A 24,787-nucleotide genomic window follows, 5' to 3' on the forward strand; every position below is an offset into this window, starting at 1 on the left:
GAGTCAACAATGGGATATCTGAATAACGTCACGGGTTACCGCGATGATTTACTGGCTAACCGCGCAATTGTAAAACACGGTAACTTCGCCCTCTTAACCCCCGATGGACTGGTTAAAAATATCATTCCGGGTTTTGAAAACTGTGACGTCACCATCCTGTCAACGCCAAAACTGGGCGCATCGTTTGTTGATTATCTGGTGACGCTGCACCAGAACGGTGGCAACCAGAGTGGTTTCGGCGGTGAAGGCATTGAAACGTTCGTTTATGTTATTTCCGGAAAAATTGAGGCAAAAGCAGAGGGTAAAACGTTCGCTTTAACTCAGGGTGGATACCTTTATTGCCCGCCTGGCGAGCTGCTCACCTTTAGCAATGCCCAGACAGAAGACAGCCAGCTGTTTTTATACAAACGTCGTTATACGCCAGTAGCAGGTCATTCGCCGTGGCTGGTTTCCGGTAACGCCAACCAGTTAGAACGTATTCATTATGAAGGCATGGATGACGTGATCCTGCTGGATTTCCTTCCTAAAGAATTGGGCTTCGATATGAATATGCACATTCTGTCGTTCGAGCCGGGCGCCAGCCACGGTTATATAGAAACGCACGTACAGGAACACGGTGCCTATATTCTCTCAGGCCAGGGGGTTTATAACCTCGATAATCAGTGGATACCTGTGAAAAAAGGCGACTACATCTTTATGGGCGCTTATTCCCTGCAGGCCGGATACGGCGTGGGTCGTGGTGAAGCATTCAGCTATATCTATTCCAAAGATTGCAACCGGGATGTTGAGATCTAACGGCGTACAGCCCGCCTGATAATTTTTTATTTAGCTATGTTGGGTTTTGCCACGGTTAATACCGTGGCTTTTTTTATGCTTAACGCTGATTCACAACCTGGCCCAGTTTCATCGCGCATGCAATATTACGCGCGCAGTGATAGAGATTGGTTTCGCCGCTCGCCAGTACTTCTGCTAACGGTGCGAGGCGCGGCAAAATACTGAATACCGCATCAATACCGTGCTCGTGAACCACCTCCACGCCTTCCCCCAGCACCCCTGCAATGCCAATTACGGGAACATGATGCTGCATGGCCACCGACGCTACACCAATGGGCGCTTTACCGCCGACCGTTTGTGAATCAATACGCCCTTCGCCGGTGATAACCAGCGCCGCGTCTTTGATGGATTGCTCCAGCTGTACTGCCTGCAACACAATCTCAATACCTGGCTTCATGCTGGCCTGCAGGAAGATAACCGCTGCAATCCCCATTCCTCCGGCCGCCCCACCGCCCGCAACCTGAGCAACATTCTCACCGGTCAGTGTTTGCAGCACACGGGCATAGTTGAGTAACCCTTCTTCCAGTATCTCAACCATCTCAGGCGTTGCCCCTTTCTGCGGGCCGAATACCCTTGCGGCGCCGCGCGGGCCAACCAACGGGTTATCCACGTCACAGGCAACGTCAATGCGACATGCTTTCAGTCGCGGATCGCACTGTTGCAGGTCGATGCTCGCCAGACGAGACAAGCTACCGCCTCCTGCATTTAATGACACACCCTGCGCATCAAGAAAACGCACGCCAAGCGCCTGAACCATCCCCATACCGCCATCAACCGTGGCACTCCCGCCAATACCAAGAATAATATGACGAATACCTGCATCCAGCGCATGCCGAATCAGCTCACCGGTACCGTAACTTGAGGCCAGGAGAGGATTACGCGCCTGCAGTTCGACCAACATCAGCCCACTCGCCGCCGCCATTTCAATAATTGCGGTCTTTCCGTCACCGGTCAGGCCATAAAACCCCATGACCTTTTCCCCCATCGGCCCGCAGACTTCCACAGAGATAACTTTTCCCCCTGTTGCCGCCACCATTGCATCCACGGTTCCCTCTCCACCGTCAGCAACCGGCAAACAAATATATTCTGCATCAGGGAATATGGCTGAAAATCCGGCTTTAATTGCCTGGCAGCATTGGTCGGCGCTTAAGCTCTCTTTAAATGAATCTGGCGCAATTACAATTTTCATCATCAATCCTTTTCATCATGTTATTTAATGCGTTCCCATGGAATGAGATTTTCCATAAGCACTGCCAGTAAAATCCCCACCAGCAAGCCATTGCTCAGTAATGGCCGAATAGTCAGCGGAAGATCTTGTAAATAAACCGGAGGCAGCCCCATCAAAAAAATGCCGACAAACAGCGGGAGCGCCAGTCGATAAATATTTCGCGCGGTAAATGTGATTTGCTGGCTAAATACCAGACCGGAATAAAGCAACGGAAGATAAGAAACCAGCATCACAGCGCTGCTGATCGCCAGCGGAATCGCGCAAAATAAGCGGGTTAGCGGCGTCACTATCGCCACGAATAAACATAATACGCTGCCGCAAATAAATGATTTTCGCGAGCTGTCGCCAGTCTGTGTTAACAGGCCGATAGAAGAGACAAAAGGTGAAAATGGAATCACGGCAAAAGGTACTGTCACCAGCGTTATAAAGCCGGAAATGATAAAACTGCGACGATAACGCGAGCTGCTGGAGCCTTGCTGCGCATAAAAAACATCGGTGCCACGCACCGCTCCATAGGTATTACTGATATTCACCAGACCGGTGATAACCGCAGTCAGAATAATGCCCGGTAACAGTCTGCCATGGCTGCCTAACGGGAACCACTGCCAGATTAATTCGCTGGACGGCAGGGATGTCGATGGAAAGCACAATCGCCAAAGCCCCCACCCTACGACTGCGCCCACCAACAGGGCATAGCGTGAGATCCGCTGCGGTAAAAAGATGATCATCGCAAGGATGAAGCACATCACGGCAACTGCCAGGCTAAAGGGAGCCAGTTGAATTTTGACGCTGGTATCAGCAATGCCAAAGGGTAAACCCAGCATGCCCTTAAAAAAGATGGTGGTCAGCTGCGCGCCAAGCAGCAGCATAAAAAAAACCATAACCGTTGGGGTAAAAAGCCGTGCTAATCGATGCCCTAAGCCACTAAAGCCGATAATCATCGTCAGAACAGCGGAAATCACAATCCCAACGGACAGACTGGTGGCGATATCATTGAGCGGTGTTCCTCGTGACGCCTCAGCCAGAGTAATCGTCAGAATGGTTCCCCACCATAAACCGGTTGGCCCTTCCATAATGGCACGGCGATGGCCACAAATTACCTGAGCAAGACAGGCCAGCGACGTCGTTAAAAAAGCGTACTGCGTAAGCATTAGCAGATGGTTCGCGGGGAGATGAAAAGCAGAAACCAGCGTTGGTGGGACCACGACCGTATTACAAAAAATAAAGAAAAACCACTGAAAGCCGGATAACAAACTTTCACGGTTAATAACAGGAAGCATATTCATACCTTAAAATAGAGAATGCCCGCCAGCATGACGGGCATTAATTCACATCACATTATTGTTGATGTTTAAGGATAAATTGACCTTTTGGCGATACCGGGAAACCCTGCTCGATGTCATAAATAACATCACCACGCAGAATGGTTTTCGTAATGCGCGCGCCAATTGTACGGCCAACATACGGGCTGACTTTATGGCGATATTCCAGATCTTCATTTTTCAGAATGTATTTGCTGTCCGGCTGAATAAAGACGAAGTCAGCATCTTTACCGGGTGCGATACGCCCTTTCTGCTTCAGACCAAAAATATCTGCAGCATTGGTTGCTATCAATTTTGCAAACAGCGGCAGTGACATACCGCGTTTTTGCACTGCTTCATCAAACATAACGTCCATGCAGCTTTGCAGTCCGGCAATACCGCCCCACGCCTGCATGATATTTCCGGCCTTCATTTCTGGAGGACATGGAGAGTGGTCGGATACCAGGCAGTCAATCTCACCGTTAAACAATTTTTCCCACATACCCTGCTGGTTCTGCTGATCGCGGATCGGCGGAGAGCATTTTGCCAGGGTACCAATCTCTTCAAACTGATCGGTATCCAGCACGAAATAATGTGGACAAGATTCGCAGGTCACATCCTGACCTCCCTGACGAGCGCGGGTCACTTCTTCCACACCTTCTGGGCTGCTGATATGGCAGACGTGCAAGCGACAACCGGCGACTTTTGCCAGATACAATACGCGACGAATAGCTTCCACCTCGGTAAATACCGGACGTGAGGCCACATAATCATGCGCCGTCACACGGCCTTCGCGTTTAGCTTCCTCGCCAAGCTCATCGCAGATGAGCGCGTTTTCGCAATGCACCAGTACCGTTTGGCCCATTTCTGCCAACTTCTGCGCGCCTTTGTAGAACTGCCAGTCGTTAACATCACGGAAATCATTATCGATACCGCGGTCACCGCAGGTGGCAACAAAGCATTTGAAGCCGACAACACCGACCTCATCCAGCTCGTGCAGGCGATCGAGGTTATAAGAGACCAGACCGCCAAGCTGTGCAGCATCGATAGTCAACTTGCCTTTAGCCGCATCAAATTTCAGTTCGATGGTTTCACGATCCACCGTCGCTGGCAGCTGGTTGAGAGGCATTTCGATCATCGTGGTGATACCGCCTTTTGCCGCGGCGCGCGTTCCGGTCTCATAGCCTTCCCAATGCGTACGGCCCGGCTCAGAGATATGGGTATGCGCATCAACCATGCCAGGTGAAACCACCAGACCCGTCGCATCCATGACCTGTTTTGCCTCACCCAGGTTCTCGCCAATGGCGGCGATTTTTCCTGCCTGGACGGCAATATCAACAATACGAGCTTCATTTTCTAAAATAACAGTACCGTTCTTAATAATTAAATCAAAAGACATAACGAACTCCTTGTATGGATACAGATAGTTTTTATAAATAACGCACTTTTAATAAAATGCGCGTACTGATTTCATCACATCTGACCTGTAACTTTTTGTACGCCGGCTGACTGCACACCCGTTCTTTTTTTCAGTAAGGCATATGCCACGAAAGCGACAATAACCCCAACAAACCACGACACTCGCGATAAAGGCTCAAGGAATGGAATAAACTTGCCACCCAGTGAAAGAATTACGGCAACTAACGTTACGGAGAATGCAGTCAGGTTAAACCCATTATCATAATATTGGTAATCACCGCTCGCGGTATATAATTCATCAAGATTGATTTGGCCACGCATAACCACAAAGTAGTGAGCTAACATAACTCCAATAACAGGGCCAAGCATCCCACCAATGATATCCAGAAACAGATAAATACTGTTCTGATTTTCCATTAACTTCCACGGGCAAATCAGCAAACTAATAATACTTGCGATCAATACACCGTTTTTATACGTTAATTTAGTCGGTGCAATAGCGGCAATCTGATAACCGGCCGGGATAATATTACCCGTAGCGTTTGTTGAGATAGTTGTCATCAGAATAACCAGTACCGCAAAGAACGAGGCAAACAGACTGTCCCAACGCTGAACGATATCCAGCACATTCCACGTATCCATTCCGTAATGAATACTGGCACCGGCGATAATGCACACGCTGGCAATGGCAAATAGCACGTATGCGACAATAAGCCCCAGCGTCTGACCCAATGCCTGTTCACGGAATGAGTGGGCATTTTGCGTGAAGTCGGATGCGCTCACCGCCGGTGCGGCCCATACCGCGACAACCGCGTTGATAACAACCAGGAACAGGAATCCGCTGTTACCCGCTTTTTGCACACCGCCAGGAATGTAGTCCAAAATCGGTCCAATTCCTACCAGGGATATTGCCCAAATAGCCATCCCACCGAATACGATATAAATACAGGGGTTGAGGATAGCAGTAAATTTATTTAATACCTTACCACCGCCAAAACCAATACCGACGTTGATGAGCCAAAAAATAAGAAATGTAATTAATCCCGGCAGAGATAGCCCTAATAACGTAAAGTCACCGCCCAGCGTTAAAAAACCTGGCCATATCTTGCCAATGAGAATAAGAAATGCCAGCGATCCGGCATAACATTGCAGACCGAACCACATAATTGCTGCAATCCCCCCTCTCAATAGTCCCGGAAAGAGTGCTCCACGTACGCCATACGAGCCACGCAGAATCATTGCAAAAGGTACACCGTATTTACTTCCAGCGGCACCATTCATTACCATGACTAACGCAATAAACAATGCACTGATAATAATAGCCAGCATGATGCTAAATGTGGAAAGTCCAAGTATAAAGAACCCTCCGACCATAACGTAATTAGGTACGTTATGCACAGAACCCATCCATAATGTAAAATAATTGAATGTTTTCCAGTTTCGTTGTTCGGCCGTTTTTGGTAATAAGTCGTCACTATAACCACGTTGTTGGTATAGATCTCTTTGATGTTCCATAAATCCCTCTTGTCACGTATCGGATAACGTTGTAATGGGTTTAGCTATGCGGAACAAAAACAATAAAGAAAATAATGCAAATAATTTTTATAATATTTTATGCAGCAGTAATAATATGTGTTGCTTTCTTTTTATATAACGTAACACCAGCAAAAATCAGCGTTCCGGTTACCACCAGACAAGCTGAGATGACAAAGCTTATTTCTTTTGACCCAGTTAAATCAGAAATAAATCCGGTTAATGTTGGCGCAATAACCGCTGAACTCATGCCAAAGAAGTTAAACAGGCTGAATGCTCTGCCCAGCGTTTTTGACGACGCCTGTTCAGAGACAAAGGAGATCAGAATCGGATCCACCGCCATTTTGCCGAGTAAACCGTACAGAGTCAGGCTGACCATCAGCATCGTGGTATTTGGTGATAACACTGTAAATACCAGCATGGCTGCGGCCATAATTTCCAGACCAAGAATGACTTTGACTTTGCTGTTGCGAAACTTATCGGACAGATGGCTAAAGAACAATGCGCCAGGGACACCCACTACGGCAACCAGCGCCGAAGCCACTCCAATTGCACCGCCGTCAAATCCCCTCTCAGTCTGCAGATAAGACGGAAGCCAGGTCACAATCAGGTAATAACCATAACAGGTACAGAAGTAGAGGAAGTAGACGCTGCACAACAGACCCGAAAACAACGGCGGATTCTTCTCTTTTGTCGTCGTAGCCGTCTGTGCTTTCTGGTCTGACGCAGGCGTTTCGCTTTTTGCCTTGCCACGGATTACCAATGTAAATACACACAGCATCACAACCAGCACAGCGGCAACAAGGAACAGAACGTTTTGCCAGGCCATACTCATGTTTTTTACCAGCACGCTGGAACCAATCAAACCAATCCCCATCCCAATTGCTGAACCGCTATTAATAATAGCGTTTGCCAGTGCTCGACGAGCCTGCGGGACATTTGCCGAAGAGAGTGAATACGCTGAACTAAAGAAAGAGGCACAGCCCGCTCCCGCCATTAGCGAACCAGCATAGATCATCACCAGTCCCGTGGCTTTTGCAATACTGAGCGTACCAATAATAAAAAGCGTAAACCCACACATCAGCATAATTTTCTGGCCAAGTTTATCGACCAAAATTCCGCAGGGAATTTGCATACTGCAATAGGCGAAGAAATAAAAACTGGCAATGGCGCCAATTTCAGCATTGCTGACATTCCCCAACGATGCCTGAATCTCAGGATAAATAGGAGTCAATACGGTGCGATAAATCCATATCGCCACCCAACCCAGACTCATTACAACGACGATCTTCTTCCAGTATTCAATACCGGATTTGTTCTTTTCACTCATGACATGCACCTTTCCAAAGTGTGTCTGATTAAAATGTATCGCTGCAAAGAGTGCAGCGATACCTACGATCATGACAATTTATGATTTGCCATTAATTCCAGTGCCTGAATCATTGCCGAGTGATCCAACTGGCTACCGCCATTCGCGGCACAGGTATTAAATAATTCCTGACAAGTTGCCGTATTAGGCAAATTCAATGAGAGCGCCTTTGCACTTTGTAATGCAAGATTGAGATCTTTTTGATGCAATGCAATTTTGAAACCGGGATCAAAGGTGCGTTTGATCATGCGTTCACCATGAACTTCCAGAATACGAGAAGAGGCAAACCCGCCCATAAGGGCCTGGCGCACGCGAACCGGATCTGCCCCCGCTTTTGAGGCAAATACCAGCGCTTCAGAAACAGCTTCAATATTTAAGGCAACGATAATTTGGTTAGCCACTTTGCAGGTTTGGCCATCACCATTACCACCTACCAGAGTGATATTCTTACCCAGAATATCAAACAGCGGTTTGACCCGTTCAAATACCTCTGGCTCACCGCCAACCATAATAGACAAGGTACCTTCGCGAGCGCCAATTTCCCCACCAGAGACTGGCGCATCCAGATAGTCACCGCCCAGCTCATTAACCTGCTTAGCAAAACGTTTGGTTTCGATAGGAGAAATAGAACTCATATCGACAATTGTTTTTCCCTGCAATGAGGTTTTAGCGCAGCCGTGCTCGCCAAAAAGCACTTCTTCAACCTGCGGCGTATCCGGAACCATTATGAAGATAATATCTGCAAAATCAGTTACCTGACGTGCGGTTTCAACATTTACTGCGCCTAATGACAGCAGTTCTTCCGCTACCGGACCAATGGTCGTCACATGCAGCTGATGTCCGGCGCGAGCCAGATTAATCGCCATTGGCGATCCCATAATACCCAGGCCAATAAATCCCAGTTTCATTTTTAACCTCTTATATATCTGCCGGTTTTCCCGAATTCAGGCAACACAAACCCCTTCCAACAAAGTGGAAAAAATAGCGATGCCTGAAATCCTTACAAATTATCGATATTGATTAATCCACGTTAATCCCGCTTCGGTGGTGGTTAACGGTTTATATTCACAACCAACCCAGCCGTCATAACCTGATTTATCGATAAACTTAAAAATAAAGTCATAATTAATTTCCCCGGTCCCTGGTTCTCCGCGACGAGGATTATCTGCAATTTGCAAATGACCTATTTTATTTGCCCATGTGGTCATGGTTTGGGTTAACTCTCCCTCCATGCGCTGCATGTGATAAATGTCATACTGAATCTTGATATTATTGCAGCCGACGCTGTCAATTAGCGCCAGAGCCTGATGAGTTCCGGTGAGATGAAAACCCGGTATATCAAAATGGTTGATCGGCTCAATCAGCAATAAAATATCTTCTTTTGCTAACATATTTGCCGCATAGCGCAGGTTTTCCACCAGCGTCTGTTGGATCTGTTCGGCAGAAAACCCCGTAGGCGTTTTACCCACCAGGCAATTGATCTTCTTATTGCCAAGCCCCTTTGCATAACGAATAGCCGCTGCCACACCGTCACGAAACTCTTCTTCGCGGCCCGGAATACAGGCGATACCACGTTCACCCGCAGCCCAGTCTCCGGCAGGAAGATTATGCAGTGTATGTTCCAGTTGGTTGTTTTGCAGCTTTTCTTTTAATACATCAATGTCGTAATCGTAGGGAAACATAAACTCTACGCCACGAAAGCCCGATTGTGCCGCTTTATCAAAGCGCTCAAGGAAACTGTATTCCAGAAACAGCATGGAAAGATTGGCTGAGAAACGTAACATTTGTCACTCCCTCTATTCGTATTTCATAAAACAGGTTTCGGTTGGCGCATCGGTAGCACCGTCTGCAATCTCTTCAAACTCGGTAACATTATCCAGTTCGCTACCCATAGAGATATTCGTCACACGTTCAAGGATCACTTCGACAACAACCGGAACGCGATACTGCGCCATCAGAGCTTTGGCTTGTTCAAACGCCGGAGCAAGCTCTTCAGGTTTAAATACGCGAATGGCTTTACAGCCTAACCCCTCAGCCACTTTGACGTGATCGACACCGTAGCCGTTTACTTCGCTGGAGTTGATGTTTTCGAACGCCAGTTGCACGCAGTAATCCATATCAAACGCGCGCTGCGACTGGCGAATCAACCCCAGGTAGGCGTTGTTGACCAGCACATGGATGTAAGGAATGTTGAATTGCGCACCCACTGCCAGTTCTTCAATCAGGAATTGGAAGTCAAAATCCCCTGAAATCCCGACGACATTGCGCGAAGGATCAGCCACACAAACCCCTAATGCCGCCGGTAGCGTCCAGCCAAGAGGGCCAGCCTGACCGCAGTTGATCCAGTGACGGTCTTTAAATACATGCAGCATTTGCGCAGCGGCAATTTGCGATAACCCGATGGTGGTGACGTAGCAAACATCACGACCAAAGGCTTTATTCATCTCTTCATACACACGCTGCGGTTTAACCGGAACATTGTCGAAGTGGGTTTTACGCAGTAGCGTCCGCTTACGCTGCTGGCATTCATCAACCCAGCTATTCCGGCAAGGCAAACGTCCGGCTTTCTGCATCTCCTGAGCAACGTCAATCAGCAAAGTCAGCGCGGCTTTGGCGTCGGAAACGATACCTAAATCCGGGCAAAGAACGCGGCCAATTTGCGTCGGCTCAATATCGATATGAATGATTTTGCGCCCTTCAGTATATTTCGTGACGGAGCCGGTGTGTCGGTTAGCAAAGCGGTTACCAATACCGAACACCATATCGGAAGCCAGCAACGTGGCGTTTCCGTAACGATGCGCCGTTTGTAATCCCACCATTCCGGCCATTAACTCATGATCGTCCGGGATACATCCCCAGCCCATCAGCGTAGGAATTACCGGTACGTGGGTTAGTTCAGCAAAGCGTTGCAGCAGTTCGCAAGCATCCGCATTAATCACCCCACCTCCAGCTACGATGACCGGACGCTCAGACTGAATCAGCATTTCCAGCGCTTTCTCAATCTGTTTGCGGCTGGCAGCAGGTTTGTACACCGGTAGAGGCTCATACATTTCTGGATCGAATTCGATTTCTTCAACCTGAATATCAAAAGGTAAATCGATCAACACCGGGCCAGGACGACCAGAGCGCATAACATGGAATGCCTGCTGTAAAACCCGAGGAAGCAGCGCCGCTTCACGCACCGTTACCGCCATTTTGCTAACCGGTTTGGCAATAGACTCAATATCAACAGCCTGAAAATCTTCCTTATGCAGGCGGGCGCGAGGCGCCTGGCCTGTGATGCATAAAATAGGAATAGAATCGGCAGAAGCGGAATACAGCGCGGTGATCATGTCAGTACCTGCCGGGCCGGAAGTGCCAAGGCAGACACCAATGTTTCCTGCCGTTGCACGCGTATAGCCTTCCGCCATATGGGAAGCACCTTCAACGTGACGAGCCAGAATATGACGGATACCTCCGTGCTTACGCATCGCGGAGTAGAACGGGTTAATTGCCGCTCCAGGAACCCCAAATGCGGTGGTGATGCCTTCTTTTTCCAGCACATACATTGCCGCGTCAACGGCTCTCATTTTTGCCATTTTCTTTCTACCTCTATTTATTGGAAAAATTTTCCAACTTTGAAAAGATCCAAAAAAGTCCCGCTCCTCTGAGCGGGCTGCGACTTACGCTACGGGTGCTTTTAAACCAAGCGCCGTACTGATATCTCGTGCAGTATCCCGTACCAGCTCCCCCTGACTGATAAAACGATCTTCCGTCAGTCTGGATGCGGGCCCCGAAATAGAGATGGCAGCGACGACACTGCCTGCATCGTCATAGATAGCAGAAGCGATGCAATTCAATCCAATAACATGCTCTTCGTGATCGACGATATAGCCATTCTCACGCGCCAATTCCAGATTGCGCAGCAGAGTCGGAAAGTCTACCAACGTGGTCGGCGTAAATTGCTGCAAACCCGTTTTCACGACGATGTCCATTAGCTCTTCTTCCATCAACGGATAAAGCAGTGCTTTTCCCGCACCAGAAGCATGTAGCGGCATACGACTGCCCAAAGGTGCGCACATTCTGACCATCGATTTGCACTCCTTCTGACCAATCAACACCGCTTCGGTGCCATTGCGAATCGCGACATTAACCGTTTCGCCCGACAGCAGCATTAATCGGTGCATAAACGGTCCGGCTACTGACAGAACATCGCGATTATGAATATACGCGGAGCCTACGTTGAATACGCCTAACCCGATGTGCCACCAGCCTAATTGGCTGTCCTGATAAACAAAATCAGCAGCCTGTAAAACCTTTAACAGGCGAAAAGTCGTGGAGAGCGGTAAATCCAGACTGCCGGAAATATCGCTCACTGACGAACTGCCTCCACTTCTTTCGAGATACTGCAAAATTGCAATGCCTCTCTCAAGCGCCTGAGCGCCCTTTTGCGCGACCGGCTCCGCCTGTCCTGGCCTGCCACGCCGTCTTACTTCCGTCACCACTGCATTTACTCCGGCCCAAAATATGAGCATAAACAATGAACAATATGCTCATATTAAGCAAGAAGGCCGATAGCGTCACGCAAAACAGAGTTCATGTGCCGGGATACTTTCAACATCGCAATTATCGCTACCACCGCGATCAACAGTCAGAAAATTAGTCACGGTTTGCCAGGCAAACAACGGGTGATGCCAGACGTTTCGGTGGTAATTCACACCCTGTTGACCATTGGTGATAAAAGCTTTTAAGGTGGAAAGATCGGGTTTGTCCTCGCCGAGCGCGACAATCACCACAAACGCTTCGCCATTCATAGGCATAAATGCCTGGGTGCCTAGCGGGTGGCGCTCCAGTTCATGCACAACAATCGGCATAGCCGCCGGTTGCGCGCGGTTAATACTGATGAGCGTACGATCCTGTTCAAGGACTTCCACATTAGCCAGGTCGTGATAACGCTCAACGAGCCCATCATTGATATGAAAAAAATCACGTTTATCAGTTTCTATGACATCGCCATAGGCGCTGAACGTGTGCTGGTTTAACGGTAATACCTCAAGTTTCATCATCATTTCCTTGTAACTGAATTCCGCTGAACCGCAGTCAGAACACGTGGCGGTTTCAATACCATGCAATCTAAAACCTTCGTGATTTAACATCAACACAAAAATTGGAAAATTTTTCCAAAACTAGATTTAGACCACAATTTAAACAAGGCCATTATGCAAAAATACTTATAAATCAGAGAACAAGAAATCAGGCTTGTAGAAGATCATTAAGGGAGTAGCTGACGATGTTTGACCCGGAAACACTGCGTACCTTTATCGGCGTCGCCGAAACGGGAAGTTTCTCCAGGGCGGCGGATCGCTTGTGTAAAACCACGGCCACCATCAGCTACCGCATTAAACTTCTGGAAGAAAATACCGGCGTCGCGTTGTTCTTTCGTACTACCCGAAGCGTGACGTTAACCGCCGCCGGTTCTCATCTCCTTTCTCAGGCAAAAGACTGGCTCGCCTGGCTGGACAGCATGCCCAGCGAGTTGCAACAGGTGAACGACGGCGTAGAGCGCCAGGTGAATATTGTGGTCAACAACCTGCTGTACAGCCCTGAAGCCGTCGCTCGCCTGTTATCCTGGCTTAACGCACGCTACCCCTTTACTCAGTTTCACTTTTCCCGGCAGATTTATATGGGCGTGTGGGATTCTCTGCTATACGAAGGATTTTCACTGGCTATCGGCGTCACCGGCACTGAACCAATGGCAAACACCTTTACCCTCGATCCTTTGGGTTCTGTTCAGTGGCGATTTGTCATGTCGGCAGATCATCCGCTGGCAAACGTCAGCGGTCCATTAACGGAAGCGCAACTGCGCCGTTTTCCGGCAATTAACATTGAGGATAGCGCGCGGACCCTGACCAAACGGGTCGCATGGCGTCTTCCAGGTCAAAAAGAGATAATCGTCCCCGACATGGAAACCAAGCTTGCGGCGCATCTTGCAGGGGTGGGTATCGGCTTCGTTCCGCAGCCGCTCTGCCAGCCGCTGCTGGATAGCGGGCAACTGGTTAGTAGCATCATCCCGACCATGCGTCCCCCCTCTCCCTTAAGCCTCGCATGGCATAAGTTTGGCGCAGGTAAAGCAGTTGACGATATTGTGACGCTGTTTACCCAGCGAAAACCGGAAATTGCCGGATTTTTGGCAATTTTCAACAATGCACGCGATTGAAAATCAAGTCATCCTCTCATTTGGCGCGTAAAATAGTACGCAGGATGATTTGAGGTTTCGTTTTTTACTATGCAAGACACACAAACAACACAAGACTACCGCGCAATTTTGCTCGCCGGTACGCCTTTAATCGATGTACGCGCCCCCGTGGAATTTCAGCAGGGCGCAATGCCGGGCGCAATCAACCTTCCCTTAATGAACGATGACGAACGTGCCGCCGTTGGGACCTGTTATAAACGTCAGGGACCCGAAGCCGCCCTCGCGCTCGGCCATCAACTGGTCTCGGGTGAAACCCGCCAACAGCGTATGCATGCCTGGCTGGATGCCTGTCGTCAAAATCCTGCGGGCTATTTATGCTGCGCGCGTGGCGGTCAGCGTTCGCATATTGTGCAGCAGTGGCTGCACGAGTCCGGCATTGACTATCCGCTGATTAAAGGCGGTTACAAAGCCCTGCGCCAGGCAGTGATACAGCTGACTGAAGAATTAGTGCAAAAGCCGATCGTCTTAATTGGCGGCTGTACCGGGAACGGCAAAACCCAACTGGTGCAACAGCAGCCAAACGGTGTGGATCTCGAAGGTCTGGCGCACCATCGCGGCTCCTCGTTTGGTCGCACCGTTGAACCTCAATTGAGTCAGGCGAGTTTTGAAAACCTGCTGGCGGTTGAAATGCTCAAAACCGATAGCCGTCAGGATTTACGTCTGTGGGTACTGGAAGATGAAGGCCGCATGATCGGGGCTAATCATCTGCCCGAATGCCTGCGCGAGCGCATGACCCAGGCATCAATTGCGGTGGTGAACGATCCTTTTGAGCGTCGTCTGGAGCGACTGCGCGAAGAGTATTTCGTGAAGATGCACCACGATTTTACCCGCGCTTATGGCGAGAGCCAGGGCTGGCAGGAGTACAGCGAGTACCTGCACCACGGCCTGTTTGCTATCCGCCGCCGTCTGGGTTTACAACGTTTTGCCGAGCTGACCACCCTGCTCGACGAGGCCCTGCGCGAACAGCAGGTAACGGGCAGCACCGACGCCCATATGGGCTGGCTGGTACCGTTGCTCAACGAGTATTACGACCCGATGTATCGTTATCAGCTGGAAAAGAAAGCCGCGAAAATCGTCTTTCGCGGCACATGGCAGGACGTTGCCGACTGGCTTAACGCACAGTGATCAGTGTCTGTCGCGCTTATCTGCGCGTTTTGCCAGCCAGTCACCCAGCACCTGAACGACCTGCACCAGAATAATCAGCGCCACCACGGTGACGATCATGACCTGGGTTTCGTAGCGGTAATAACCAAAGCGAATCGCCAGGTCACCGACTCCACCGCCGCCAACGATCCCGGCCATCGCGGAGTAACCGATCAGACTCACCAGCGTTATCGTCAACCCACGCAGCAGACCCGCGCTCGCTTCAGGTAACAGAACGGTGCAGATGATGCGCATCGGGCTGGCACCAAACGCTTCCGCCGCTTCAATAATCCCTTTATCGACTTCACGTAGCGCGCTATCAACCAGACGGGCATAGAAAGCGATTGCCGCTACTGAGAGCGGGACCGACGCCGCAATCGGGCCAATGGTATTCCCGAGCAAAAACTGGGTTAGCGGCAACAGCAGAACCAGCAGGATCACAAACGGCACCGAACGAATGATATTCACCAGCACGGAGCTGAGCAGATACACAAAACGGTTTTGCCAGAATAAATGCCGATCGGTGACGAAAATAAGAAAACCGAGCGGCAGTCCGCCAATAATTGCCAGCACCGTAGAGATGCTCAGCATCTGGAAAGTTTCATTAAACGCCAGCGTCAAATCCGGCAATAAATCATCCACGAATCACCTCCACCTGTGCAGTACGTTGACGAATATGTTCCACGGCGACATCCACCGCAGAAGGGTTATGCGGCGCGGTCAGTTGCACCACCAGAATCCCCAGCGCACGTTCACCGATATACTCAATTTTGCCGTGCAGAATGTTCACCGCCACGCCAAATTTAACCGCCACTTCTGACAACACCGGCTGTTCCGCCGAATCGCCGATGAACAGAATTTTTAGCAACTGGCCAGGCAGATGCTGGCGCAGACGCTCGGGCAGCGTCAAATTGAGGGTATGTGACACCAGCTGCTGTGTGAACGCATGCTGCGGGTGAGCAAAAACGTCAAACACCTCACCGGACTCCACCACCTTGCCGCCGGACATCACCGCCACGCGATCGCAAATCGATTTGATCACGTTCATCTCGTGAGTGATCAGCACGATCGTGATCCCCAACTGTTGGTTGATCTGCTTAAGCAGCGCCAGAATCGTGGCCGAGGTTTCGAGGTCCAGCGCCGAGGTAGGTTCATCACACAACAGCACATCCGGGTGATTGGCAATCGCGCGGGCAATACCCACACGCTGCTTTTGCCCACCGCTTAGCTGAACCGGAAAGCGGTTCGCCTTGTCTGACAGCCCCACCAGCGCCAGGATTTCGCTCACGCGCGGGCCAATTTTACTGCGCTCCCATCCGGCAGCCTTCAGGCTAAAGGCGACGTTTTGCGCCACGGTACGGGTATGCATCAGGTTAAAATGTTGAAAAATCATCCCGATACGCTGACGGGCTTTACGTAGATGCCCCCCTTCAAGCGCAGAAATTTCTACGCCGTTCACCTTCACGCTTCCCTGGCTCGGACGCGTTAAGGCGTTCAGGGTACGCAGCAGCGTACTTTTCCCCGCGCCGCTGGTCCCGACAATGCCAAATATCTCACCTGCGCCGATGCGCAAGCTGACGTCATCAACCGCCCGGGTTGATGGTCCACGGCCTGCGCTAAAATCCACGCAAACTTTCTCTATCTCAATCATAGCCACCTCAGAAATGCGAAAAGGGCAGTCGTCGCTGCCCCTGTTAACCCTTGTGCGCAGCGATTATTGGGCTGCCGACATCCATTCCGGTTTCTGGAAGGCGCTGTAGATATTTTGCGGATCGTCGATCACCGCGCGATACGCCGGAGATTTCACCGCCTCAACAATATCTTTGGCGAACGGTTTATCCGCATCTTCAGTGCGTACCGCGATGATATTTTTTAGATTTTCATCCAGGTGTTCCTGCTTGATGGCGCTGGCGAGATCCATTTTTGCCGCCACGGCAAAGTTACCGTTGACCAGCGCACCGGTCACACCGTCCAGCGTACGCGGCAGCTGTGCCGCTTCCAGCGGTTTAAACACCAGCCCTTTCGGATTGCTGGCGATATCGCGCTCGGAGGCTTTAGTTGGATCAATATTGTCTTTGATGGTGATAAGGCCAATAGACTGCAGGAAACGCAGACCGCGAGCCAGGTTAGTGGGATCGTTGGAGAGCGTGATCACATCTCCTTTTTTCAACTCATCCAGGCTTTTGATTTTATGTGAGTAAAACCCCATCCCTGCCGTCGGGACCACAATCAGCTTGCTCAGCTTCAGGCCTTTATCTGCGGTGAATTTGTCAAAATAGAGCGAATGCTGGAACAGGTTAGCATCAATGCTGCCGTTGGAGAGCGCCATGTTTGGCTGCACGTAATCGCTGAATTCGCGCACCACTACCTTATAGCCTTTCTCTTTCAGCGTGGGGGCAATGGCCTGTTTCACCATATCACCGTATGGCCCAGGCGCGACGCCAAACACGATTGTGTGCGGGTCACTGTTCGCATGAGCAAACTGTAATCCACAGGCCAGTAACAGCGCCCCGGTCGCGACGCGTAAACTCTGACGCAATCCCATATTCTCTCCATTTTAACGTTGTGGTGTCATGTCTCACGCCGTTCTTGCGGCGTTGTTCTTGTTGGCCTGTTAACAGGCTGATTGTTAACATGACACAGATCACAACCTGCTGTCCTTGAAATTATTTCATGATGTTGCAGAGTATGTTTTTAAATGAAAGAAGGTATGAAAAAGCCGGATGTCGGCACAAGTGCCTTATCCGGCCTACAACAGCTTTCTTAGGCCCGATAAGCGCAAGCGCATCGGGCGGCAGGCGTCGATTAGAAGTCGTAACGCAGACGAACCAGGTTCATGTCACCCAGATTGTCGGTGCTGGAGGTAAAGACGTGTTCGTAGTCAACACGGAAACCGTAATCCAGCTGGAAGCTGATCCCCACGCCGTTGTCGGTACGCAGGTAGTTACGGCCATTCACGTACTCAATACGGTCGCCCATAAAGTAAGGCTGAACGGATTTCAGCGCATACTGACCAACCGGGAAGGTGTATCCCGCGAAGTATTCCAGACCCCAGGCATCACCGGCAAAGTAGTCGTTAACAGAGACTTTTTTGGTGGTCATGAAGTTTTGATACCAACCGCCGCCCAGCGAGAAGGTCCAGTTGTCCGGTTTCCAGCTCAGCGCAGTACCGACGATGTTTTGATCGTAGGTTTTGCTGGTGTTGCCACGCATTTCCGCGCGAGTGTAGTTCCACGCCGTACCCCAGGTCAGGTCATCGGTAATGTGATAATCCACACCCAGCGAGCCGCCGCCTTTACGCTTGTAGCGCAGACCGTTGTTCGGGTTGTAATCATCACTGAACAGATAAGAGGCGTAGAGATCCACATCACCAACGGTATTCTTATACTTCAGAGATTTGCGCGTACGATAGGAACCATCATAGTCGCCATTAATACCGTTACCTGGCGCCTGACCGATCATGTCATAGTCCCAGATATCCGTTTTCGCACCGACTACATCATAGTAAATGCTGTTCTGTTGACCGAAGGTCAGCGTACCCCAGGTTGCACTCTTCAGACCGGTGTACAACATACGACGCGTGGTATCGTTGGCACCGTCAGCGTAGTGGTTATCCCAGTTGAACATCGCCGGGAAGTTAACGCCCAGCTCGTAGTAGCTCACCCAACTGATATCATCAAACAGATAGTAGTCAGCGGCGAAGCGGAAACGTGTACCGCCATCGAAGCCATTACGTTTGTAGCCATTCTTACCATCGTCACCGGCCATATTCTGGAACTGCGGACGAATACTGCCGCCGACGGTGAAGTTAAGACGGCTCAGCGGGTTGCCCGCCTGCGGATCTTGTTTCAGGACCGTGATTTCCGCCTGTGAAGCGAAAGTCGTTAATGCCACTGCTGCGCCGATCGATACCGCCAGCGCTGTTTTTTTTATAGTCATTATTTATACCTTGATAGATAGCCTGCCAATTATTCAGCACACAAATATTAACGTTTATTAATACTCTCGTGTTGTTGGGTTTTTATTGTTCTGTGCTGTTAAATATCAAGGAGTTATCATTTTGTGCTACATAGAAAAAAAGACGCACCGATTTAAAAACCGGTGCGTAATCATCACGAATATGAATTAACTACTGAACTGACGGAATAGCGCTTTACCTTTTAGCAGACGTGAACCGAGCCATCCGCCGCATAAAGAGAGCAGCAATGCTCCACTAAATGGTAATACTACCCACAGTCGCCAGTCTGGTTCCCACGGGAAATCAAACACTCTGGTTTGCAGCACCGCAAGCGCCGTTTCTGCGCCGATGGCTGCCACCAGTCCGGCAACCATCCCGAGCATGGCGAACTCGCACCACAGCGTGGTACGCAGCAGCTTCTTACCCGCGCCCAGCGTGCGCCAGACCACCAACTCCTGATGACGCTGACGCATCCCGACCTGGACCTGCGCCAATAGCAGCAGCATGCCACAGGCGGTGACCAGTACCACCATCACCTCCAGTGCGCGGCTCACCTGATCCAGCACCTGGCTCACCTGTTTGAGGATGGCGCCAATATCCAGCAGGCTGATGGTCGGGAATTCGCGGTTAAGCTGCGTTAGCATGCCGTTGCCGTTCTCCCAGCGAAAGCTGGTTAACCAGCTTTGCGGCTGAGCATCCAGCGCGCCGGAGGGGAAGATAAAGAAGAAGTTGGGCCGCAGGCTTTCCCAGTCCACTTTGCGCAGACTGCTGACCGTGGCGCTGAAATCCTGGGTGTCACCCATAAAGGTCACTCGATCGCCGAGTTTGACGTTCAGCCGTTTCGCTAACCCCTCTTCCATCGACACTTCGCCCGCTTTTGGCGGCCAGCTTCCGGCGGTTATCGGGTTATGATCCGGTCGGGTATCCTGCCAGGTAAGATTAAGCTCGCGGTTCAGCGCCTCATCCTGATTGCCTTCGGTCGGCTTCTCATTGATCGCCGTCAGACGCGCCCGCACAATCGGATAGAACGATTCCGGGATCACCTGATGCTCGGACAGGAAAGCCTTCAGCGGAACCACCTGCTCGGTGGCAATGTTGATCAGAAAATAGTTCGGACTTTCCGGCGGCATTTGCTGCTGCCAGCGGTCGAGCAGATCGCCGCGCAGCACCAGTAACAACGCCAGCAGCATAAAGGAAAGCGAAAATGCCGATAGCTGGCTGAGCGTTGACCACGGCTGGCGTAACAGTCGACTGACCGCCAAACGCAGCGGCAGTGAGGAGAGCGTCAGACCACGCAGAACGTTGAGCAGCATCCAGCCGAGCACCCCGCACAACAGCGCCAGTACCACCGCACCAGCCAGTACCGCCCACAGCAGCGGACTTCCGCCCATCAGTCCAGCAAGCAGTGCAATCACGACTATCACGACCACCGGCAAATAAAACTTCAGCGGCCAGACGTTTGCCACCACGTCACGGCGTAGCACCCGCAGTGGCTGCGTCGCCAGCAGTAGACGGTACGGGCGTAACCCCACCAAGAGCGAAATCACCGTCATGGTGCCTAGTGCCCATAGCCACGGCCAGGGGCTGGCAGGCGGTAGTTCTCCGGGCAGAACCGGCTTGAGCAGCAGCACCAGCACGCGCTCAAATAACAGCCCGAATAGTCCGCCGGTCACGCCAGACAGCGCCAGCACCATCAACCATTGACCAACAATCAGCCTGCGCAACTGCGCTCTGCCCGCGCCGAGGGTTTTCAGAATAGCCACCAGATCGTAACGGCTGCGGCAATAATGGCTCATCGCCACGGCAACCGCGGCGACTGCCAGCAACAGCGTTAACAGCGCCGAAAGCAGCAAGAACTGTTGCGAACGCTCAAGTGATTTCCCCAGCGCCCCTTCATCCTGCTCCAGCCCATACCAGCGCTGTTCAGGCTTTAACTGTGGCAGCAGCCACTTTTCATAGGCTTCCAGTTGCGACGGCGTCCCGCCAAATTTATAGCGCCAGGTCACGCGACTTCCCGGCTGGACCGCCGCCGTTTTTTCGACATCCGCCATGTTCATCATCAGACGCGGTGCTATCTGGAACGGATTAAAACCAGAGTCAGGCTCCTGCACCACCTCCCCGGCAATACGCAGCGTGGCATCGCCAACGTCGATGGAATCACCGACTTTTAAGTTGAGTAGCGCCATCAGACGTGGGGCCAGCAGCACCGAGCCCGGCTGCGGTTTCAGTCCCGGCGGGTTAGTTTGCAGCGTGCCGTACATCGGATACACATCATCCACCGCTTTAACGTTCGCCAGTTGCGGCGTATCGCGGGCAAAAGTCATGGTAGCAAAGGTCAGCTGTTCTCCCACCTTCAGACCACGCTGTCGCGCCTCGTCAATCCACGCTTTCGGCACGGTACGCGAACTTTGTAGCGACCGATCGCCCGCCATAAACTCACGGCTTTGCTGGCTCAGCCCTTTTTCCATACGATCGCTGATATTGCCCAGCGCCAGCACACAAGCTACCGCCAGGCTCAGCGCCAGCCAGACAATCAGTAATGAAGGCGAGCGCCATTCGCGCCAGAACCAGCGTGCAATCATGCCTCCTCCTGCAACTGTCCGTTCACCAGGCGTAAACGCCGATCGCAACGCGCCGCCAGCTGCGGGTCATGGGTCACCAGAATCAGGGTGGTACCGTGTTCCCGGTTCAGAGAAAACAGCAGGTCGGCGATTTTGTCTCCGGTCTGGCGGTCCAGATTGCCCGTTGGTTCATCGGCAAACAGCACGTCAGGGCGACCGTTAAAGGCCCGCGCCAACGCCACGCGCTGCTGCTCCCCGCCGGAAAGCTGGGCCGGAAGATGATCAAGACGTTTTCCCAACCCCAGTTGCTCCAGCAGCGTTTTTGCCCCGTCACGACTTTTTCCGCTGTTTTCGCCGCGCAATAGCGCTGGCAGTTCGACGTTTTCCAGCGCGTTGAGGGTCGGAATTAACATGAATGACTGGAAGACAAAACCCACGTGCCGCGCCCGCAGCTGCGCCCGGGCTTCTTCGTCCATGGTGTGCAGCGCCTGCCCCACCAGGCTGACTTCACCGCTGGTGCCATCGTCCAGCCCGGCGAGAATCGCCAGCAGCGTGGATTTCCCCGATCCCGACTCGCCAATCAACGCAATGGTCTCGGCGCGTTTGACAACCAGTTCAACTCCGGTAAGGATGGATAGCTCATGATCACCCTGACCGACGGATTTCTTAAGATGATGAACTTCAACAATGTTTTCCGCTGGCATTGGCCTTTCCTGTTCCTGGTCCTGTTAACTTTCCGCGCCGCCGCTGCGGACACGTTATTAATTCTGGGTGACAGCCTGAGCGCCGGATACCGTATGTCCGCCAGCGCCGCGTGGCCTGCGCTACTTAATGATAAATGGCAAACCAAAACGCCGGTGGTGAACGCCAGCATTAGCGGCGACACTTCGCAGCAAGGTCTGGCCCGTCTGCCTGCATTGCTCAAGCAGCACCAGCCGCGCTGGGTGCTGGTCGAACTTGGCGGCAACGACGGCCTGCGCGGCTTTGCGCCTGCGCAAACCGAACAAACCCTGCGAACAATTTTGCAGGACGTGAAAGCGGCAAATGCCGAACCACTGCTGATGCAAATTCGTCTGCCGGCAAACTACGGTCGCCGTTATAATGAAACCTTTAGCGCGATTTATCCAAAGCTCGCCAAAGAGTTTGATGTTCCTCTGCTGCCATTTTTCATGGAAGAGGTTTATCTGAAACCCCAGTGGATGCAGGATGATGGTATTCATCCTAACCGTGATGCCCAGCCGTTTATCGCCGACTGGATGGCGCAACATCTCACACCTTTTCTATCCTAAATAATTCGAGTTGTATGAAGGCGGCAAGTGAGAGAGTTCCCAGGAGCATAGATAACTATGTGACTGGGGGGAGCGAGCGTAGCCAACGCACAGACAACTTGAAGTATGACGGATATAGTAAATCACGACTCATAAAACAACGGAGATCCTGACAGGTAAAGTTATGCAAAAATCGGTCTTAATAACAGGATGTTCCAGCGGAATCGGCCTGGAAAGTGCGCTTGAGCTAAAGCGCCAGGGTTTTCAAATTCTGGCAGGCTGTCGCAAACCTGACGATGTCGCGCGTATGAACAGCATGGGATTCACTGGCGTGTTGCTGGATCTGGATTCACCCGAAAGCGTGGATCGTGCCGCCGATGAAGTGATCGCCCTGACCGATAATCGTTTATATGGGATCTTTAACAACGCCGGATACGGTGTCTATGGTCCACTGCCCACCATCAGCCGTGAACAGATGGAACAGCAGTTTTCCGCCAACTTTTTTGGCGCACATCAGCTTACTATGCGCCTGTTACCTGCCATGTTACCCCACGGCGAAGGGCGCATTGTGATGACCTCATCGGTGATGGGATTGATCTCAACGCCGGGACGCGGCGCCTATGCCGCCAGCAAATATGCACTGGAAGCCTGGTCCGACGCACTGCGTATGGAACTGCGCCATAGCGGGATTAAGGTCAGCCTGATTGAACCCGGCCCCATCCATACCCGCTTTACCGAAAACGTCAACCAGACCCAGAGCGATGCTCCCGTTGAAAATCCCGGCATTGCCGCGCGTTTTACGCTTGGACCAGAAGCGGTTGTCGCCAAAGTGCGTCATGCGTTTGAGAGCGATAAACCAAAGCTACGTTATCCGGTTACGCTGGTGACCTGGGCAGTGATGCTGCTTAAACGCCTGTTACCAGGCCGCATAATGGACAAAATTTTACAGGGTTGAGTTGAAGCTCGCGCGTCAGCCCCCATGTAACAAGAAATCGACAAAAGAGAGTAACTCCATGTCCACACAGAATATTGTTAACATTAACGAATCGAACCTACAGCAGACCCTCGAACAGTCGATGACCACGCCGGTCCTGTTCTATTTTTGGTCTGAGCGCAGCCAGCATTGTCTGCAATTAACGCCGGTACTGGAGAGCCTTGCCGCCCAGTATAACGGTCAGTTTATTCTCGCTAAGCTGGACTGCGATGCCGAGCAGATGATCGCCTCCCAGTTTGGTCTGCGCGCGATCCCTACGGTTTATCTGTTCCAGAACGGCCAGCCGGTAGATGGATTCCAGGGCCCGCAGCCGGAAGAGGTTATTCGCGCGCTGCTGGAGAAAGTGCTGCCGAGCGAAGAAGAGCTGAAAGCACGCCAGGCTATCGAATTCATCGAAGCCGGTAATCACGCGGATGCACTGCCGTTGCTGAAAGAAGCCTGGCAGATCTCCAACCAGAGCAGCGAAATTGGTCTGCTGCTGGCGGAAACACAAATCGCCCTGAACCGTTCTGATGAAGCCGAAGCGGTACTGAAAACCATTCCGTTGCAGGATCAGGACACCCGCTATCAGGGGCTGATCGCGCAGATTGAACTGCTGAAACAGGCAGCTGATACGCCGGAAATCCAACAGTTGCAGCAGCAGGTCGCCAACAATCCGCAGGATGCGGCACTGGCAACGCAGTTGGCTATTCAGTTACACCAGGTCGGACGTAACGAAGAATCACTGGAATTACTGTTCAGCCACCTGAAGAAAGATCTTACGGCTGCCGATGGTCAGGCACGTAAGACCTTCCAGGAGATCCTTGCCGCACTGGGTACGGGCGATGCGCTGGCCTCGAAGTACCGCCGCCAGCTGTACGCGCTGCTGTACTAATCCATTTGATTTAGCCCGATAGCGCCTGCGCGCTTATCGGGCCTGTAAATTCGACAAATACCGATCCCTC

22 protein-coding genes are annotated in these 24,787 nt (G+C 51.4%); 6 read left to right on the forward strand and 16 right to left on the reverse strand.

From position 1 onward, the window contains the following. Positions 1-9: 9 nt before the first annotated feature. Positions 10-795 carry a (S)-ureidoglycine aminohydrolase gene (gene allE, locus OGY06_RS08455; protein WP_048226232.1) on the forward strand — a complete coding sequence of 262 codons (786 nt, stop codon included), beginning with the start codon at positions 10-12 and terminating at the stop codon, positions 793-795. Positions 796-874: 79 nt separating this feature from the next. Here the strand turns inward: allE and glxK are convergent, their stop codons facing one another. From glxK to allA, 10 genes are all read right to left on the reverse strand, one after another. Further along, entirely contained in the window at positions 875-2,023 is a 1,149-nt protein-coding gene (gene glxK, locus OGY06_RS08460; protein WP_063941346.1) for a glycerate 3-kinase, read from the reverse strand. 20 nt (positions 2,024-2,043) lie between these two features. Continuing rightward, the gene (locus OGY06_RS08465; protein ID WP_126955896.1) at positions 2,044-3,342 is read right to left on the reverse strand and encodes a uracil/xanthine transporter; all 1,299 of its coding nucleotides are present in this window, start codon (positions 3,340-3,342) and stop codon (positions 2,044-2,046) included. Between the two features lie 58 nt (positions 3,343-3,400). Beyond that, a complete protein-coding gene (allB, locus tag OGY06_RS08470; RefSeq protein WP_286605086.1) occupies positions 3,401-4,762 on the reverse strand; it encodes an allantoinase AllB in 1,362 nt (453 codons plus the stop codon). Between the two features lie 74 nt (positions 4,763-4,836). After that, positions 4,837-6,297: an allantoin transporter gene (locus OGY06_RS08475; protein ID WP_003831095.1), complete on the reverse strand. Its 1,461-nt coding sequence runs from the start codon at positions 6,295-6,297 to the stop codon at positions 4,837-4,839. 97 nt (positions 6,298-6,394) lie between these two features. Next, the gene (locus tag OGY06_RS08480) at positions 6,395-7,645 is read right to left on the reverse strand and encodes an MFS transporter (RefSeq protein WP_164563032.1); all 1,251 of its coding nucleotides are present in this window, start codon (positions 7,643-7,645) and stop codon (positions 6,395-6,397) included. A gap of 68 nt (positions 7,646-7,713) precedes the next feature. After that, positions 7,714-8,592, reverse strand: coding sequence for a 2-hydroxy-3-oxopropionate reductase (gene glxR, locus OGY06_RS08485; RefSeq protein WP_063941342.1), 879 nt, complete (start codon positions 8,590-8,592; stop codon positions 7,714-7,716). Between the two features lie 99 nt (positions 8,593-8,691). Continuing rightward, positions 8,692-9,468 carry a hydroxypyruvate isomerase gene (gene hyi / locus OGY06_RS08490; RefSeq protein ID WP_003831092.1) on the reverse strand — a complete coding sequence of 259 codons (777 nt, stop codon included), beginning with the start codon at positions 9,466-9,468 and terminating at the stop codon, positions 8,692-8,694. A 12-nt stretch (positions 9,469-9,480) separates the two neighbouring features. Continuing rightward, positions 9,481-11,262, reverse strand: coding sequence for a glyoxylate carboligase (gene gcl, locus OGY06_RS08495; RefSeq protein ID WP_063941341.1), 1,782 nt, complete (start codon positions 11,260-11,262; stop codon positions 9,481-9,483). Positions 11,263-11,346: 84 nt separating this feature from the next. Further along, positions 11,347-12,165 carry an HTH-type transcriptional repressor AllR gene (gene allR, locus OGY06_RS08500; RefSeq protein ID WP_032934542.1) on the reverse strand — a complete coding sequence of 273 codons (819 nt, stop codon included), beginning with the start codon at positions 12,163-12,165 and terminating at the stop codon, positions 11,347-11,349. Between the two features lie 78 nt (positions 12,166-12,243). Further along, positions 12,244-12,726 carry an ureidoglycolate lyase gene (allA, locus tag OGY06_RS08505; protein ID WP_048226465.1) on the reverse strand — a complete coding sequence of 161 codons (483 nt, stop codon included), beginning with the start codon at positions 12,724-12,726 and terminating at the stop codon, positions 12,244-12,246. Between the two features lie 227 nt (positions 12,727-12,953). On the opposite strand from allA, the gene allS reads away from it, so the two are divergent. Both allS and mnmH read left to right on the forward strand, forming a co-directional pair. Continuing rightward, entirely contained in the window at positions 12,954-13,880 is a 927-nt protein-coding gene (gene allS / locus OGY06_RS08510; RefSeq protein ID WP_063941340.1) for an HTH-type transcriptional activator AllS, read from the forward strand. A gap of 69 nt (positions 13,881-13,949) precedes the next feature. Continuing rightward, positions 13,950-15,044: a tRNA 2-selenouridine(34) synthase MnmH gene (mnmH, locus tag OGY06_RS08515; protein WP_164563033.1), complete on the forward strand. Its 1,095-nt coding sequence runs from the start codon at positions 13,950-13,952 to the stop codon at positions 15,042-15,044. Here the strand turns inward: mnmH and OGY06_RS08520 are convergent, their stop codons facing one another. The 6 genes from OGY06_RS08520 to ybbA form a co-directional block, all read right to left on the reverse strand. Continuing rightward, complete coding sequence (locus OGY06_RS08520) at positions 15,045-15,704, reverse strand: methionine ABC transporter permease (RefSeq protein WP_003831085.1); 660 nt, start codon at positions 15,702-15,704, stop codon at positions 15,045-15,047. It abuts the gene before it with no gap. Beyond that, positions 15,697-16,713 carry a virulence-associated ABC transporter ATP-binding protein SfbB gene (gene sfbB / locus OGY06_RS08525; protein WP_003831084.1) on the reverse strand — a complete coding sequence of 339 codons (1,017 nt, stop codon included), beginning with the start codon at positions 16,711-16,713 and terminating at the stop codon, positions 15,697-15,699. Before sfbB ends, OGY06_RS08520 begins: the two co-directional genes overlap by 8 nt. Before the next feature lie 63 nt (positions 16,714-16,776). Continuing rightward, the gene (locus OGY06_RS08530) at positions 16,777-17,607 is read right to left on the reverse strand and encodes a MetQ/NlpA family ABC transporter substrate-binding protein (protein WP_063941337.1); all 831 of its coding nucleotides are present in this window, start codon (positions 17,605-17,607) and stop codon (positions 16,777-16,779) included. A 260-nt stretch (positions 17,608-17,867) separates the two neighbouring features. Continuing rightward, the gene (locus OGY06_RS08535; protein WP_123268429.1) at positions 17,868-19,001 is read right to left on the reverse strand and encodes a porin; all 1,134 of its coding nucleotides are present in this window, start codon (positions 18,999-19,001) and stop codon (positions 17,868-17,870) included. A 186-nt stretch (positions 19,002-19,187) separates the two neighbouring features. Beyond that, positions 19,188-21,602, reverse strand: coding sequence for a putative ABC transporter permease subunit YbbP (gene ybbP / locus OGY06_RS08540; protein ID WP_164563034.1), 2,415 nt, complete (start codon positions 21,600-21,602; stop codon positions 19,188-19,190). Continuing rightward, positions 21,599-22,285: a putative ABC transporter ATP-binding protein YbbA gene (gene ybbA, locus OGY06_RS08545; protein ID WP_008783992.1), complete on the reverse strand. Its 687-nt coding sequence runs from the start codon at positions 22,283-22,285 to the stop codon at positions 21,599-21,601. Before ybbA ends, ybbP begins: the two co-directional genes overlap by 4 nt. On the opposite strand from ybbA, the gene tesA reads away from it, so the two are divergent. From tesA to OGY06_RS08560, 3 genes are all read left to right on the forward strand, one after another. Next, a complete protein-coding gene (gene tesA, locus OGY06_RS08550) occupies positions 22,256-22,870 on the forward strand; it encodes a multifunctional acyl-CoA thioesterase I/protease I/lysophospholipase L1 (RefSeq protein ID WP_032934351.1) in 615 nt (204 codons plus the stop codon). The two genes, ybbA and tesA, sit on opposite strands and share 30 nt — an antisense overlap. Before the next feature lie 163 nt (positions 22,871-23,033). Next, entirely contained in the window at positions 23,034-23,804 is a 771-nt protein-coding gene (locus tag OGY06_RS08555) for an SDR family oxidoreductase (protein ID WP_003831077.1), read from the forward strand. 58 nt (positions 23,805-23,862) lie between these two features. Continuing rightward, entirely contained in the window at positions 23,863-24,717 is an 855-nt protein-coding gene (locus OGY06_RS08560) for a co-chaperone YbbN (protein ID WP_003831076.1), read from the forward strand. The last annotated feature ends 70 nt before the right edge of the window (positions 24,718-24,787 follow it).

This window comes from Citrobacter sp. Cpo147 (genome assembly GCF_030332405.1).
GTDB classification, from domain to species: Bacteria; Pseudomonadota; Gammaproteobacteria; order Enterobacterales; family Enterobacteriaceae; genus Citrobacter; species Citrobacter portucalensis.

Coding starts and splice junctions, on each gene's coding strand:
- OGY06_RS08535 (WP_123268429.1), bottom strand. CDS start 19,001: ATGACTATAAAAAAAACAGCGCTGGCGGTATCGATCGGCGCAGCAGTG.
- OGY06_RS08560 (WP_003831076.1), top strand. CDS start 23,863: ATGTCCACACAGAATATTGTTAACATTAACGAATCGAACCTACAGCAG.
- tesA (WP_032934351.1), top strand. CDS start 22,256: ATGAACTTCAACAATGTTTTCCGCTGGCATTGGCCTTTCCTGTTCCTG.
- mnmH (WP_164563033.1), top strand. CDS start 13,950: ATGCAAGACACACAAACAACACAAGACTACCGCGCAATTTTGCTCGCC.
- allA (WP_048226465.1), bottom strand. CDS start 12,726: ATGAAACTTGAGGTATTACCGTTAAACCAGCACACGTTCAGCGCCTAT.
- ybbA (WP_008783992.1), bottom strand. CDS start 22,285: ATGCCAGCGGAAAACATTGTTGAAGTTCATCATCTTAAGAAATCCGTC.
- OGY06_RS08555 (WP_003831077.1), top strand. CDS start 23,034: ATGCAAAAATCGGTCTTAATAACAGGATGTTCCAGCGGAATCGGCCTG.
- OGY06_RS08480 (WP_164563032.1), bottom strand. CDS start 7,645: ATGAGTGAAAAGAACAAATCCGGTATTGAATACTGGAAGAAGATCGTC.
- glxR (WP_063941342.1), bottom strand. CDS start 8,592: ATGAAACTGGGATTTATTGGCCTGGGTATTATGGGATCGCCAATGGCG.
- gcl (WP_063941341.1), bottom strand. CDS start 11,262: ATGGCAAAAATGAGAGCCGTTGACGCGGCAATGTATGTGCTGGAAAAA.
- hyi (WP_003831092.1), bottom strand. CDS start 9,468: ATGTTACGTTTCTCAGCCAATCTTTCCATGCTGTTTCTGGAATACAGT.
- allE (WP_048226232.1), top strand. CDS start 10: ATGGGATATCTGAATAACGTCACGGGTTACCGCGATGATTTACTGGCT.
- allS (WP_063941340.1), top strand. CDS start 12,954: ATGTTTGACCCGGAAACACTGCGTACCTTTATCGGCGTCGCCGAAACG.
- OGY06_RS08475 (WP_003831095.1), bottom strand. CDS start 6,297: ATGGAACATCAAAGAGATCTATACCAACAACGTGGTTATAGTGACGAC.
- allB (WP_286605086.1), bottom strand. CDS start 4,762: ATGTCTTTTGATTTAATTATTAAGAACGGTACTGTTATTTTAGAAAAT.
- sfbB (WP_003831084.1), bottom strand. CDS start 16,713: ATGATTGAGATAGAGAAAGTTTGCGTGGATTTTAGCGCAGGCCGTGGA.
- glxK (WP_063941346.1), bottom strand. CDS start 2,023: ATGAAAATTGTAATTGCGCCAGATTCATTTAAAGAGAGCTTAAGCGCC.
- OGY06_RS08530 (WP_063941337.1), bottom strand. CDS start 17,607: ATGGGATTGCGTCAGAGTTTACGCGTCGCGACCGGGGCGCTGTTACTG.
- ybbP (WP_164563034.1), bottom strand. CDS start 21,602: ATGATTGCACGCTGGTTCTGGCGCGAATGGCGCTCGCCTTCATTACTG.
- OGY06_RS08465 (WP_126955896.1), bottom strand. CDS start 3,342: ATGCTTCCTGTTATTAACCGTGAAAGTTTGTTATCCGGCTTTCAGTGG.